At 54.7% G+C, this 14795-nt stretch carries 13 protein-coding genes; 10 read left to right on the top strand and 3 right to left on the bottom strand.

Going from position 1 to position 14795, the window contains the following annotated elements; translation table 11 throughout:
- The first annotated feature begins 3 nt into the window (after positions 1-3).
- The 3 genes from tatC (at position 4) to hemB (ending at position 2807) form a co-directional block, all read left to right on the top strand.
- Entirely contained in the window at positions 4-774 is a 771-nt protein-coding gene (gene tatC, locus ACUTSU_RS15455) for a Sec-independent protein translocase subunit TatC (RefSeq protein WP_261093067.1), read from the top strand.
- Positions 775-987: 213 nt separating this feature from the next.
- Entirely contained in the window at positions 988-1770 is a 783-nt protein-coding gene (gene tatD / locus ACUTSU_RS15450; protein ID WP_445652161.1) for a 3'-5' ssDNA/RNA exonuclease TatD, read from the top strand.
- A 14-nt stretch (positions 1771-1784) separates the two neighbouring features.
- Positions 1785-2807, top strand: a complete 1023-nt coding sequence (gene hemB, locus ACUTSU_RS15445) for a porphobilinogen synthase (RefSeq protein WP_012004724.1) — start codon at positions 1785-1787, stop codon at positions 2805-2807.
- A 165-nt stretch (positions 2808-2972) separates the two neighbouring features.
- On the opposite strand, the gene rfaH is transcribed toward hemB, so the two are convergent.
- Positions 2973-3461 (bottom strand): transcription/translation regulatory transformer protein RfaH, encoded by a 489-nt coding sequence (gene rfaH, locus ACUTSU_RS15440; RefSeq protein WP_445654365.1) that lies wholly within the window; start codon positions 3459-3461, stop codon positions 2973-2975.
- Between the two features lie 244 nt (positions 3462-3705).
- Here rfaH and pepE point away from each other — a divergent pair, with 244 nt between their 5' ends.
- The 3 genes from pepE (at position 3706) to fre (ending at position 6891) form a co-directional block, all read left to right on the top strand.
- Entirely contained in the window at positions 3706-4431 is a 726-nt protein-coding gene (gene pepE / locus ACUTSU_RS15435) for a dipeptidase PepE (protein ID WP_445652159.1), read from the top strand.
- A gap of 88 nt (positions 4432-4519) precedes the next feature.
- Positions 4520-6016, top strand: coding sequence for a 4-hydroxy-3-polyprenylbenzoate decarboxylase (ubiD, locus tag ACUTSU_RS15430; protein ID WP_135314738.1), 1497 nt, complete (start codon positions 4520-4522; stop codon positions 6014-6016).
- Positions 6017-6189: 173 nt separating this feature from the next.
- Positions 6190-6891, top strand: a complete 702-nt coding sequence (fre, locus tag ACUTSU_RS15425) for an NAD(P)H-flavin reductase (protein ID WP_445652158.1) — start codon at positions 6190-6192, stop codon at positions 6889-6891.
- A gap of 170 nt (positions 6892-7061) precedes the next feature.
- On the opposite strand, the gene fadA is transcribed toward fre, so the two are convergent.
- Together fadA and fadB are read right to left on the bottom strand one after the other, a co-directional pair.
- Positions 7062-8225, bottom strand: coding sequence for an acetyl-CoA C-acyltransferase FadA (gene fadA / locus ACUTSU_RS15420; protein WP_445652157.1), 1164 nt, complete (start codon positions 8223-8225; stop codon positions 7062-7064).
- Between the two features lie 10 nt (positions 8226-8235).
- Entirely contained in the window at positions 8236-10425 is a 2190-nt protein-coding gene (fadB, locus tag ACUTSU_RS15415) for a fatty acid oxidation complex subunit alpha FadB (RefSeq protein WP_445654364.1), read from the bottom strand.
- Between the two features lie 390 nt (positions 10426-10815).
- Here fadB and pepQ point away from each other — a divergent pair, with 390 nt between their 5' ends.
- The 4 genes from pepQ to hemG all read left to right on the top strand — a co-directional run.
- Positions 10816-12147, top strand: coding sequence for a Xaa-Pro dipeptidase (gene pepQ, locus ACUTSU_RS15410; protein WP_445652155.1), 1332 nt, complete (start codon positions 10816-10818; stop codon positions 12145-12147).
- Positions 12147-12761, top strand: a complete 615-nt coding sequence (locus ACUTSU_RS15405; protein WP_261166075.1) for an IMPACT family protein — start codon at positions 12147-12149, stop codon at positions 12759-12761. The genes pepQ and ACUTSU_RS15405 overlap by 1 nt, the downstream gene beginning before the upstream one ends.
- Before the next feature lie 34 nt (positions 12762-12795).
- Positions 12796-14247, top strand: a complete 1452-nt coding sequence (gene trkH, locus ACUTSU_RS15400; protein ID WP_012004734.1) for a Trk system potassium transporter TrkH — start codon at positions 12796-12798, stop codon at positions 14245-14247.
- 22 nt (positions 14248-14269) lie between these two features.
- On the top strand, positions 14270-14795 hold a 526-nt coding region (hemG, locus tag ACUTSU_RS15395; RefSeq protein ID WP_445654363.1), incomplete at its 3' end, for a menaquinone-dependent protoporphyrinogen IX dehydrogenase.

The raw sequence follows: 14795 nt of genomic DNA, 5'->3' as shown, positions 1-14795 counted from the left end.
AACATGGCTGTTGAAGATACCCAACCCCTTATCAGTCATCTGATAGAACTGCGTAAGCGGCTGTTAAACTCGATTATCAGCATACTGGCGATCTTCCTGGTGCTGGTTTTTTTCGCCAATGACATTTATCAACTGGTGTCTGCACCGCTGATCAAGCAGTTGCCTGCCGGGGCGAGCATGATCGCCACCGACGTGGCTTCACCGTTCTTTACTCCGATCAAGCTGACCATGATCGTCTCGGTGTTTGTGTCTGCACCGGTGATCCTGTATCAGGTGTGGTCGTTTATCGCACCGGCGTTATACAAGCATGAACGCCGTCTGATGATGCCTTTACTGGTCTCCAGCAGCCTGCTGTTTTATCTCGGCATGGCGTTTGCCTACTTTATCGTGTTCCCGTTGGCGTTCGGTTTTTTTGCCAAGACCGCGCCTGCCGGGGTGATGATTGCCACCGACATCAATAACTACCTCGATTTCGTCATGGCGCTGTTTATGGCGTTCGGCGTGGCCTTTGAGGTACCGGTTGCCATTATTCTGCTGTGCTGGAGTGGCGTCACTTCACCGGAAGACCTGAAAAAGAAACGACCTTACGTGCTGGTTGGCGCTTTCGTGGTTGGTATGCTGTTGACCCCGCCGGATGTGTTCTCTCAGACTCTGTTGGCGATCCCGATGTACCTGTTGTTTGAAGTGGGCGTTTTCTTTGCCCGTTTCTACACGGGTAAGCGTCGCGCGCAGCCGGAAGAAGAAGATGAGGGCGATGAACCCCCGGCACCTTAAAAATTAGTATGTCGCAAGCCGCCCGATGGGCGGCTTTAGGTTGCTGACAAAGCAGGAAAAAGCGTGGTTTTTCCTGCTTTGTGGTGAGCAGCCGAAAATCAATAAATTGATTTTCCTGATTTTTATTTATCGGCCTCGACTCGCTCTGGGCAGGAATGAGGTTTGTCATCAGTCTGAAGCCGCCCGATGGGCGGCTTTTACTTTGGGAACATCATGTTTGATATCGGCGTCAATCTCACCAGCTCACAATTTGCCAAAGACCGTCCGGCGGTGGTGGAGCGCGCCCGTGCTGCAGGTGTAACAGGGCTGCTGATTACTGGTACCGATCTGCCGGAAAGCCTGGCTGCCAGTGAACTGGCGCAACAGCATGCGGGTTTTTGCTGGTCCACTGTCGGCGTACATCCTCACCATGCTAGCGGTTGGGACCATCGGGCCGCAGACCAAATCCGCGAGTTAGCCTCTTTGACGCAGGTCGCGGCTATTGGTGAATGCGGGCTGGATTTCAACCGTAACTTTTCTACCCCGAAGCAGCAGGAAGCGGCATTCAGCGCGCAGTTGGCGCTGGCAGCAGAGCTGTCGATGCCGGTTTTTCTTCATTGCCGTGATGCACACGCACGATTTGCCGCGCTGCTGACCCCTTGGTTGGATAAACTGCCCGCGGCCGTGGTCCACTGTTTTACCGGCACTGCCGAAGAATTGGAAAACTGCCTGTCGTTAGGCCTGTCGGTGGGTATTACCGGTTGGGTCTGCGATGAGCGGCGTGGCCTGGAATTGCGTGCGTTGCTGCCGCAGATCCCGGCGGACCGTCTGTTGCTGGAAACCGACGCCCCCTATCTGTTGCCCCGGGATTTACTTCCGAAACCCGCATCTCGCCGCAACGAACCCTGTTTTTTGCCTCATATCGTCCGGCAGGTGGCTGCCTGGCGGCAAGAAGATCCCGAATGGCTGGGGCGAAAAATCGATGAGAACGCCCGCCGGCTATTCCGGCTGGAATGAGTTAGGAGAAAACTATGAGCTATGCATTTCCGGGCACCTTCCCAGGTCGCCGTATGCGCCGCGTGCGCCGTCATGATTTCAGTCGTCGCCTGGTGGCGGAGAACCAACTGACGGTTAACGACCTGATCTACCCAGTATTTGTCATGGAAGGCAGTAACCGCCAAGAAGCCGTGGCATCGATGCCTGGCGTATCGCGTATGAGCATCGACCTGCTGGTTAAAGAAGCGGAAGCCATTGCCAAGCTGGGCGTGCCGGTGATCTCCCTGTTCCCGGTCATTGAGCCGGGCCTCAAGTCACTGCACGCAGAAGAAGCTTATAACCCGGACGGCCTGGTGCAGCGCACAGTACGTGCGTTGAAAGACGCGGTGCCAGAGCTGGGTATTTTGACTGATGTGGCGCTCGACCCTTACACCACCCACGGTCAGGACGGCATCATTGACGAGCAAGGTTATGTGATTAACGACATCACCAAAGAGATTTTAGTACGCCAGGCACTGTCCCATGCTGAAGCCGGTGCAGAAATCGTGGCACCAAGTGACATGATGGATGGCCGAATTGGTGCGATCCGCGATCAACTGGAACATCAGGGCCTGATTAACACTCAGATCATGGCTTACTCAGCCAAATATGCGTCTTGCTACTATGGCCCGTTCCGGGATGCGCTCGGTTCCAGCGGTAATCTGAAAGGTGGCAATAAGAAAACCTACCAGATGGACCCTGCCAACAGCGACGAAGCGCTACAGGAAATTGCGCAGGATCTGCAGGAAGGTGCAGATATGGTAATGGTGAAGCCGGGCATGCCGTATCTGGACGTGGTACGCCGGGTGAAAGACACCTTCGGTGTGCCGACCTTCGCCTATCAGGTGTCTGGTGAATATGCGATGCACATGGCGGCGATTCAAAACGGTTGGTTGCAGGAACAACCGGCGGTGATGGAGTCGTTGATGTGCTTCAAGCGTGCCGGTGCGGATGGCGTGCTGACCTACTTCGCCAAGCGGGTAGCTCAGTGGATGCATGACGACGCAATGCAGCGCTAAGGCGCGAGTATCCAATAAAAAAGGCGCCTTGGGCGCCTTTTAGGTTGCTGACAAAGCAGGAAAAAGCGTGGTTTCTCCTGATTTTTGTTTATCGGCCTCTACTTGCTCTGGGCAGGAATGAGGTTTGTCATCAGTCTGAAAGGCGCCTTGGGCGCCTTTTTTACATTACAGCTTTTGGAACTGTCGGTTGTCCACGCTTTGGCTGACCTGTTTGTTGATCAGGTTGAGCAACAGCATTGAGCGCGCTTCGCCGTCCGGCTCGGTGTAAATCGCCTGCAGCCCTTCGAACACCCCATCGACGATCAACACACTATCGCCAGGTTGCGGCGTTTCCGGATCGACATAGGTTTCGCAGGTATGAGTCTGCAACTCTTCGATGACCTTCTGCGGGATAGTGGCCGGTGTCGAACCAAAGCGCACGAAGTGGCTGACACCACGTGTTGCACTGATGGTGGTGGTATGGATACGCTCCGGATCGAATTCCACAAATAGATAGTTGGGGAACAGGGGTTCGCTGACCGCGATGCGTTTGCCGCGAACGATCTTTTCCAGCGTAATGATCGGGCTCAGGCAGTTCACTTCCTGCCGCTCGAGATGTTCCTGCGCCCGTAAGAGCTGGCCGCGTTTGCAATACAATAGATACCAGGATTCCATAATTTCACATGCCTTTCTGTCAGCCGGTAAGCATATCAAAAGCCATTACGGATACATAGTGATGCAGGTTTCAGCATGTAACAGCCGCTATCTGCATGAATCTTTTGCAATTAGCGAGGGGTCACACACTTATCCGCACGGCTTGGGTATAACAGAGGGCTAAAAATTTGCTACCGTCGCAGTATGCCTCGGGGCGCTGTCGCCTGATGTGACGGCATTCATCGTTTTTGATTGAGGGGGAGAAATGGAGTTATTTCTGTTAAGCAACGGTAAACTGTCCGGTGAGAGTGAGCTGCTGGGCTATGCCAAGAGCCACCTGTTGGCGATGATCGCGCGCCGCAGTATCACGTCCGCCGTCTTTATCCCATATGCCATGATCCGCGGTGATTACGATCAGCGTGCGCAGGAGCTGGCGCAAACGTTGGGTATCAAGGTCACCAGCATTCACCATGCCGAATCCCCGGCTGCGGCAATTGAACAGGCGGAATGTATCCTGGTCAGCGGCGGCAATACCTGGATGCTGAACCAAATGCTGCATGAGAAAGGCCTGATTGTCCCGATCCAGCGGGCTGTTCGTGAACGTAGCGTCCCCTATATTGGCTGGAGCGCCGGTTGTAACGTGGCTACGCCAAGTATCCGTACCACCAATGACATGCCGGTACGCAACAGCGTGGTGTTGCCGGCGTTGAGCCTGTTCCCGGTGCAGATTAACCCGCACTACATTGACGCCCATATCAGCGGTCACATGGGCGAAACCCGTGATGAGCGCCTGGCGGAGTTCTGCGCGGTTAATCCGAGCGAATCTGTGGTGGCGCTGCGCGAGGGCAGCATGTTGCATGTTGAGGGCAATGAATTACGTTATTTCAGTGCCAGAGACCAGGGCTTCAAGGTGTTCCGCCAAGGCGCAGAGACCCATGAGTACCAGGATACGCAGGCATTACGCCCGCTGGTGCCGTTCACGTGTCACTGAGTGCTGGTGAGGTCTTTACCGGTGTTTAACAAAAGTGCAGCAACAACCGTGAAGAGGGCTTATAATATCCTCCTCACTGGCCGTTATAATGATCAGCATGAAATACCGTGACTTACGCGATTTCCTCTCGTTGCTGGAAAAGAGAGGCGAACTAAAACGCATTAGCCAGCCGATTGATCCCTATCTGGAAATGACAGAAATTGCCGATCGTACTTTACGTGCGGGCGGCCCGGCATTGCTGTTCGAAAACCCGAAAGGGTACGACATGCCAGTGCTGTGCAATCTGTTCGGTACTCCTGGTCGTGTAGCGATGGGGATGGGCCAGGAGGATGTCAGCTCGTTGCGCGAGGTCGGCAAGTTGCTGGCGTTCCTGAAAGAGCCGGAGCCACCAAAGGGCTTTCGCGATCTGTTCGATAAACTGCCGAAGTTCAAGCAAGTGCTGAACATGCCGACCAAGGTATTGGGTTCAGCGCCTTGTCAGGAGCAGGTATGGCAGGGTGATGACGTCGATCTCAGCCGTATTCCGGTGATGCACTGCTGGCCGGAAGATGCCGCACCGCTGATCACCTGGGGCCTGACCGTGACCCGTGGGCCGCAAAAAGAGCGGCAGAACCTGGGTATTTATCGTCAACAGGTGCTGAGTAAGAATAAAGTCATCATGCGTTGGCTGTCGCACCGCGGCGGCGCGCTGGATTATCTTGAATGGTGCCAGGCGCACCCCGGTGAGCGTTTCCCGGTTGCGGTTGCGCTGGGCGCGGATCCCGCCACCATTCTCGGTGCGGTCACGCCAGTGCCGGATACCCTGTCTGAATATGCCTTTGCCGGGCTGTTGCGCGGCAACAAAACCGAAGTGGTCAAGTGTATCTCCTGCGATCTGGAAGTGCCCGCCAGCGCGGAAATCGTGTTGGAAGGCTATATCGAACCGGGTGAAATGGCGCCTGAAGGCCCGTATGGCGATCACACCGGTTACTACAACGAAATTGACCACTTCCCGGTATTCACCATCACCCATATCACCCAGCGTCGTGATGCCATTTATCACTCGACCTATACCGGCCGTCCACCGGATGAGCCTGCGGTGTTAGGCGTGGCGCTGAATGAAGTTTTCGTTCCTATCTTGCAAAAGCAGTTCCCGGAAATTGTCGATTTCTACCTGCCGCCTGAGGGGTGCTCTTATCGCCTGGCGGTGGTGACTATCAAGAAACAGTATGCTGGTCATGCCAAACGCGTAATGATGGGGGTCTGGTCGTTCCTGCGTCAGTTTATGTACACCAAATTTGTTATCGTCTGCGACGATGACGTCAACGCACGCGACTGGAATGATGTGATTTGGGCGATCACCACCCGAATGGATCCGGCAAGGGATACTGTTTTGGTGGAGAATACGCCGATCGATTATTTGGACTTCGCCTCACCGGTTTCCGGTTTGGGTTCGAAGATGGGGCTGGATGCCACCAATAAATGGCCGGGTGAAACCCAGCGCGAATGGGGCCGTCCGATTCAGATGGATGAAAAGGTGCGTGCGCGCGTCGATGAAATCTGGGATGAGCTCGCAATTTTCAGTGACAGAGAACCGACATTATAATATACCCAAAATAATTGGAGTTGCATTGAGGCGGCAACGCAGCGAATCCCAAGAGCTTACTTGAGTAAGTGACTGGGATAAGCGAGGAAAGCCAACAAAATGCAGCTTCAAGTATGAAGGGTATGACAGGTTCTGTTCTCAGTTTTGCATTGATGACCCGACAGAGGGAACGCATGACAATATTGAGCTGTAAAGTGACCTCCGTAGAGGCCATTACCGATACGGTTTATCGGGTACGCTTGGTGCCTGAGGCACCGTTTTCTTTCAAGGCAGGACAGTATCTGATGGTCGTGATGGATGAGCGTGACAAGCGTCCGTTCTCACTGGCCTCCATTCCGTCAGACCAGGATTACATTGAGCTACATATTGGCGCTTCGGAGCTGAATCTGTACGCCATGGCGGTGATGGGTCGCATTCTGAAAGAGCGGGCGATTACCGTTGATATCCCGCACGGTGACGCCTGGTTGCGTGAAGAAGGCAGCCGTCCGCTGGTGTTGATCGCCGGTGGCACAGGTTTCTCCTACGCGCGCTCGATTCTGTTGGCCGCACTGGAGCAGCAGCCGGAACGCGATATTTCCATCTATTGGGGCGGACGCGAGCTGAAGCACCTGTATGACTTGAGCGAGCTGGAAGCGCTGTCGTTGCGGCATCCAAATCTGAAAGTCATACCGGTAGTTGAACAGCCGGAAGAGGAGTGGCGTGGCCGTAGTGGCACGGTGCTCAGCGCGGTGCTGCAAGATTTCGGGACGCTGGCAGAGCACGACATTTATATTGCCGGTCGCTTCGAGATGGCAAAAATCGCTCGCGAACGTTTCTGTGCCGAACGTGGCGCGCTGGAAGCGCATATGTTTGGCGACGCCTTCTCGTTTATCTGAGGCGCGAAGCAGTAGCAAACGGGGTGGCCAATGGCTGCCCCTTTTTATTGGGGGCGTCAGAAGAATTCAGACGTAAAAAACCCGCCCCTGACAGGCGGGAAGTACGGCAACTAAACTTGGTGGAATGCTGCGGTTTGAAGTGTTGACGCAGTCATCCCTAATAGACACAGCTAAACGCGTTCAAAAACGGTGGCAATCCCCTGACCCAGACCGATACACATGGTCGCCAGACCAAACTGTACGTTGCGGCGTTCCATATTGTTCAGCAGGGTAGTCGAGATACGCGAGCCCGAGCAGCCTAATGGGTGGCCCAGAGCAATGGCACCGCCGTTCAGGTTGATTTTGTCGTCGATGCTGTCCAACAGTCCCAAATCCTTGATGCACGGCAGTGACTGGGCGGCAAAGGCTTCATTCAGTTCAAACAGGTCGATGTCCTGCACGCTCAGTCCGGCACGTTTGAGCGCCAATTTGCTGGCAGGCACCGGGCCGTAGCCCATGATGGAAGGATCGCAACCGACTACCGCCATTGAACGAATGCGGGCGCGGGCTTTCAGGCCAAGCGCTTTGGCGCGTGATTCACTCATCAACAGCATGGCAGACGCACCATCGGACAACGCTGAAGAAGTGCCGGCGGTCACGGTCCCGTTGACCGGATCGAAGGCCGGGCGCAGCGCTGCAAGACTGGCGACGGTGGTTTCCGGACGGATCACTTCGTCAAAGTCATAACGAGTCAGCACGCCGTCGGCATCGTGGCCGGTGGTTGGGATGATTTCATTCTTGAAATAGCCGGCCAGGGTGGCGGCATGCGCGCGTTGGTGCGAGCGTGCTGCGAACTCATCCTGCATCTGGCGGCTGATATTGTGCATCTTGGCCAGCATCTCGGCGGTCAGCCCCATCATACCGGCGGCTTTTGCCACGCTGCGACTCAGACCCGGGTGGAAATCCACACCGTGATTCATCGGTACGTGGCCCATATGTTCTACGCCACCAATCAGGCTGACGTGTGCATCGCCGACCATAATGGCGCGTGCGGCGTCGTGTAGTGCCTGCATGGATGAGCCGCACAGTCGGTTGACGGTGACCGCCGGGACACTGTGTGGGATCTCAGCCAGCAGCGAAGCGTTACGGGCAATGTTAAAGCCCTGCTCCAGCGTTTGCTGCACGCAACCCCAGTAAATGTCGTCAATTTCGGCGGCATCCAGTGACGGATTACGGCTCAGTACGGCACGCATCAGATGAGCGGAAAGATCTTCAGCACGTACCTGGCGGAAGGCGCCGCCCTTGGAGCGGCCCATCGGCGTGCGTACGGCATCAACAATAACTACGTTTTCCATCTTTATGACCTCATGCCGGTTGGCCAGTGGAGACATCGGACAGCGGCGCTGCCACCGGGTAGTAGCTTTCATTATGTTCAGCTTTGGCACGCAGGCCGGCAGGCACCTGATACAGGGCGCCAAGATGCGCATAACGCTGGGCCAGTTCAACATAATTGGCGGTGCCAAGCGTATCCAGGTAGCGGAACGCCCCGCCGTGGAACGGAGGGAAACCGATGCCGTAAACCAGCGCCATATCGGCTTCGGCCGGGCTGGCAATAATGTTTTCTTCCAGGCAGCGCACCACTTCGTTAATCATCGGGATCATCATGCGGGTGATAATTTCTTCGTCGCTGATGGTCTGACGCGGTTGGCTGACTTCGGCCAGCAGCACATCGGTCTGCTCATCGTTATCTTTACGTGGCTTGCCTTTGTTGTCCTGGCTGTAACGATAGAAGCCCAACTGATTTTTCTGACCAAAACGCTGGTTATCGAACATCACGTCGATAGCGTCGCGGTAATCTTTGCTCATGCGCTCAGGGAAGCCGGTCGCCATCACCGCCTGGGCGTGGTGCGCGGTATCAATCCCCACAACGTCGAGCAGATAAGCTGGGCCCATTGGCCAACCAAACTGTTTTTCCATCACTTTGTCGATCTGGCGGAAGTCCGCACCGTCGCGCAGTAGCATGCTGAAACCGGCAAAATACGGGAACAGCACACGGTTGACGAAGAACCCTGGGCAGTCGTTAACCACAATCGGCGTTTTACCCATACGGCTGGCATAGGCCACCACGGCGGCGATGGTGCTGTCGCTGGTCTGCTCACCACGGATGATTTCCACCAGTGGCATGCGATGTACCGGGTTAAAGAAGTGCATGCCGCAGAAGTTCTGTGGGCGTTTGAGCGATTTGGCCAGGTGATTAATAGGAATGGTCGAGGTATTGGACGCCAGTACGGTATCTTCACCGATCAAGCCTTCCACTTCGGACAGTACTGCCGCCTTAATCTTTGGATTTTCGACCACGGCTTCGACGATCACCTGAGCGCGCTCGATACCGGCGTAATCAAGCCGGGGTTGAATGGTCGACAGCACTTGGGCCATTTTCATGCCATCGAGCTTGCCGCGTTCCAACTGCTTGTTCAGCAGCTTGGCGGCTTCGTTCATACCGAGCGTCAGGGACTTGTCGCTGATGTCTTTCATGACAACCGGCACGCCTTTTAGTGCCGACTGGTAGGCGATACCGCCACCCATGATACCGGCACCCAACACGGCAGCCTGCTTCGGTGCTTCGACACCTTTTGCCAGCTTCTTCGCCTGACCTTTCACAAATTGGTCATTAAGGAAGATGCCAACCAGCGCGCGGGCCTCTTTGGAGCGGGCCAACGGCACAAAGCTGGCGCTTTCCAGTTTCAGCGCTTCATCACGGCCCAGCTTGGCTGCGGCCTCAATGGTTTTGACTGCGGTCATTGGCGCCGGATAGTGTTTCCCGGCCGTTTGCATCACCATGCCTTTGGCGGTGGTGAAGCTCATGGCCGCTTCAATTGGGCTGAGTTTCAACGGCTCGAGCTTTGGCTGGCGATAGGCGCGCCAGTCCAATTTGCCCTCAATCGCCTGTTGCAGCATGTTCAGCGCAGCATCCACCAACTTCTCCGGTGCAACTACCGCATCCACCAGGCCAACCTTCAATGCATCTTTGGCACTGACGTCCTTACCGACGGCGATAATTTCCAGTGCGCTGTCGTTACCCAACAGGCGTGGCAAGCGAACCGAGCCGCCGAAGCCGGGCATAATACCCAGTTTGGTTTCCGGCAGGCCGATACGCGCATCCGGAGATGCAACGCGGAAGTCGGTCGCCAGAACACATTCGCAGCCACCGCCGAGCGCATAGCCGTTAATGGCCGAAATGGTTGGCACCGGCAAATCTTCCAGCCGGTTAAAGATCGCATTGGCGAAGTTCAGCCACTGCTGCAGCTTTTCAGCCGGGGCAGCAAACAGCGAAAGGAATTCGGTGATGTCGGCGCCGACAATAAAGGCGGCCTTGGTAGAACGCAGCAGCAGGCCTTTTAACTCGGTCTGCTTTTCCAGCACCGCGAGCGCTTCGCCCAAGCTGGCAACGGTGCGTGTATCCAGCTTGTTTACCGAGCCTGGGGCATTGAACACCAGCTCGGCGATGCCGTTGTCGAGCCAGTGCAGTTGTAATGTTTCGCCTTGGTAGAGCATGTCTATCTCCTGAATCAGCGTTTGATCTGGTATGACCAGATGATGAGGAGTGTGGTTTTTATGTTAACAATATGCAAATGAGAGATTGCATTTTTGCTAGTCTGATCACATGACTATGAGTTAGTGCTTTGATTTAAAACGAAGTTATATTTTATGCTTTATGCTGATTTGTCGACGAGTGAAAGCCTTCATAAGCCTTTATCGTCGCGTTGGGCGGCCGCCATCGCGCGGCTTGGTCTGCTCGCCTGGTTAATTGTTAAGCTACGGATGTAACGACGTTTACAGCGATTTGCGAACCGCTCCGCATGCCAGAGCTGATGGGGTTGGTGCACCTGAACGGTGTGCTAAGATGACTCATTCCGTTCTAATGGTATGTATAAGGGTATTGTGATGGAAACGCTGGCTTCTTTGTATAACGACCACCTGGCAGAACTGCAAAAACGGGCGTGTGAAGTGTTAACGCGCAACAAACTGGATGCGCTGCTGATTCACTCAGGAGAGCTGCAAAGGATATTCCAAGATGATCGCAGCTATCCGTTCAAAGTGAACGCGCACTTTAAGGCTTGGGTGCCAGTCACCTCGGTACCCAACTGCTGGTTGTGGGTGGATGGCGTTAACAAACCGAAGCTGTGGTTCTATTCGCCGGTCGATTACTGGCACAGCGTTGAGCCACTGCCGGAGAGTTTCTGGACCAAATCCGTTGAACTGATGCCCTTGGCCAATGCTGATGATATCGCGCAGCAACTTCCTGCCCAGCGTGAGCGTGTGGGTTATATCGGCTATGCGCAGCAACGTGCCCGCGATCTCGGTATCCTGGCAGAAAACGTCAACCCGAAAGCAGTGTTGAATTACCTCGATTTCCATCGCTCAATCAAAACTGGCTACGAGCTGGCCTGCATGCGCGAAGCGCAGAAAACCGCGGTTATGGGGCACCGTGCTGCTCATGAGGCCTTCCTGTCAGGCATGAGTGAGTTTGATATCAACCAGGCTTACCTCACCGCCACGGGGCATCGTGACACCGATGTGCCTTATGACAACATTGTTGCGCTGAATGAGCATGCGTCGGTACTGCATTACACCACGTTGGATCATCAACCACCGTCAGAAATGCTGAGCTTCCTGCTTGATGCCGGTGCCGAATATAACGGTTACGCTGCCGATCTGACTCGTACCTACGCTGGCCAGAGCGGCAGTGATTTCGCGCATCTGATAAAAGATCTTAACGGTGAGCAACTGGCACTGATGGAGACCATTAAAGCCGGAGTGCGTTACACCGATTACCATGTGCAAATGCATCAACGTATCGCCAAACTGCTCAAGAGCCACAAACTGGTGACCGGCATCAGTGAAGAGGCGATGGTTGAGCAGGGGCTGACCACGCCATTCCTGCCACACGGCCTGGGCCATCCCCTGGGATTGCAGGTGCATGACTCTGCCGGCTTTATGCAGGATGAACAGGGTACCCATCTCGCCGCCCCATCCAAATACCCGTACCTGCGCTGCACCCGCGTGTTGCAACCTGGCATGGTGTTAACCATTGAACCCGGTATGTATTTTATTGATTCCCTGTTGGCGCCATGGCGCAGCGGCGAATTCAGTCAACACTTTGCCTGGGATCGCATCGATGCGCTGAAACCTTATGGTGGTATCCGTATTGAAGACAATATCGTGATCCACGAAAAGCGTATCGAGAACATGACGCGCGATCTGAATCTGGCCTGATGCAGCCTTACCCGATCCCGGCAGGCCCCGTCAGCGTCAGTGAAGAAATAAAGAAGAGTCGTTTTATCACCCTGCTGGCACCGACCAGCGGGGTTGATGCGGCAAAGGCGTTTATCCAGCAGGTTCGTGATGAACACCCTGCGGCCAGGCATCATTGCTGGGCATTTGTCGCAGGCTCACCGACTGACTCACAACAGTTGGGTTTCTCCGACGACGGCGAACCTTCCGGCACGGCCGGTAAACCCATTCTTGCACAACTGATGGGCAGTGGAATCGGCGAAATCACCGCCGTGGTCGTGCGTTACTACGGCGGTATCAAGTTGGGCACCGGCGGTTTGGTGAGAGCCTACGGCAGTGGCGTGCAGCAGGCATTAAAGCAATTGGCCGTGAGCTACAAAATCCCGCAGGCCGAATATACTTTGCAATGTGACTATGCTCAGTTGGCATTGGTAGAGAATTTATTGCAGCAAACTGAAGGACGGATAGTGCAGGGGGAATATGGTGCTTCCGTCATGTTGCATCTGGCTTTGCCGGTCACCGGTGTCGAAGCGTTCGGGAATAAATTACGTGATCTCAGTCGCGGTAATTTGCAATTAACCCCCATTTCGCAATAATTCCCCCAACTGAATTGCTAAGGATCGTGCTGAAATGCATTTTCGCGCTATAACCCGTATCGTTGGTTTGCTGGTCATCCTGTTCTCCGGGACGATGTTTATTCCTGGGCTGGTGGCATTGATATACCGCGATGGGGCGGGGCGGGCGTTCAGCCAAACCTTCTTTGTAGCGGTAACCATCGGTCTGATGCTGTGGTGGCCCAACCGTAAACAAAAGCATGAGCTGAAGCCGCGAGAGGGTTTTCTGATTGTGGTGTTGTTCTGGACGGTGCTGGGCAGCGTCGGGGCATTACCGTTTTTATTCTCGGAGCGGCCTAATCTTTCACTGACCGATGCCTTCTTCGAATCATTTTCCGGTTTAACCACCACCGGCGCGACGACGCTGGTGGGGCTGGACTCACTACCCAAAGCCATTTTGTTCTATCGGCAGATGCTGCAATGGATGGGCGGGATGGGGATCATTGTGTTGGCAGTGGCGATACTGCCGATCCTCGGTGTTGGTGGCATGCAGCTGTATCGCGCAGAAATGCCAGGCCCGTTGAAAGATAATAAAATGCGGCCGCGCATTGCCGAAACGGCCAAAACCCTGTGGCTGATTTATGTCCTGTTGACCATTGCCTGTGCACTGGCGCTTTGGGGCGCTGGCATGTCAGTGTTTGACGCCATTGGCCACAGCTTCTCGACCATCGCGATTGGCGGTTTCTCTACCCATGACGCCAGCATCGGTTATTACGCCAGTCCGACCATCAACACTATCATTGCTATTTTCCTGCTGATCTCCGGTTGTAATTACGGCTTGCACTTCGCCTTGCTGAGCGGCCGTAGCCTGAAAGTTTACTGGCGCGATCCTGAGTTCCGCATGTTCATTGCCGTGCAGTTGACGCTGGTAGTGGTGTGTACTGCCGTGTTGTGGGGGCATGGTGTCTACAAAACCGGTATGGAAACGGTCAATCAGGCGTTCTTCCAGGTAGTGTCTATGGCGACAACTGCCGGTTTTACGACTGATAGTATTGCCAAATGGCCGTTATTCCTGCCGATGTTGTTGCTGTGCTCTGCATTTATTGGTGGCTGTGCCGGCTCGACCGGTGGCGGCCTGAAGGTGATTCGCATTCTGCTGCTGTATTTACAGGGCTCGCGTGAGCTAAAAAGGCTGGTGCACCCTAATGCGGTTTACACTATCAAGTTGGGTAACCGCGCGCTTCCGGAACGCATCCTGGAGGCGGTATGGGGTTTCTTCTCTGCATATGCGTTGGTGTTTATCGTCAGCATGTTGGCGATTATTGCCACCGGCGTTGATGATTTTTCTGCTTTTGCTGCGGTCACGGCGACGCTGAACAACCTTGGGCCTGGGCTGGGAGTGGTGGCGGATAACTTCACTACTATGCCTGCCCCGGCGAAGTGGATCTTGGTCCTGACGATGCTGTTCGGGCGCCTTGAAGTCTTTACACTGCTGGTTCTGTTCACGCCGACATTCTGGCGTGAATGATCCTGATAGAAGGAGTAACGCCGTGAAGGCACTGATTCTTTATTCTAGCCGTGATGGGCAAACACGTTCTATTGCTTCTTATATAGCAAGCAAATTGCAGGATACGCTGCGCTGCGATGTGATCGATTTGCTACAGGCGGATAATGTCGACCTCAGCCAGTATCAGCAGGTGCTGATTGGTGCCTCGATACGCTATGGCCATTTTCATCCGACACTGGAGAAGTTTGTTAAGAGGCATGTTGAGCAGTTGAACCAGATGCCGAGCGCGTTTTTTAGCGTTAACCTGACCGCCCGTACGGCAGACAAGCGTTCGCCACAGACCAACGCCTATACCCGCAAGTTCCTCTTGTCTTCTCCCTGGCAGCCAAAACAGTGTGCCGTGTTTGCCGGCGCGCTTCGCTATCCACGTTATCGCTGGTTCGATCGAGTCATGATTCAACTTATTATGCGTATGACGGGGGGCGAAACAGATACCAGTAAAGAAGTGGAGTACACAGACTGGCAGCAGGTGGATCGTTTTGCCCAGGAGTTTGGCCATATTCAGTATG

The sequence above is a fragment of the Serratia sp. NA_13 genome, assembly GCF_052691735.1.
The sequence above is the reverse complement of the archived record's forward strand: the minus strand, read 5'-3'. Positions and strand labels throughout refer to the sequence as shown.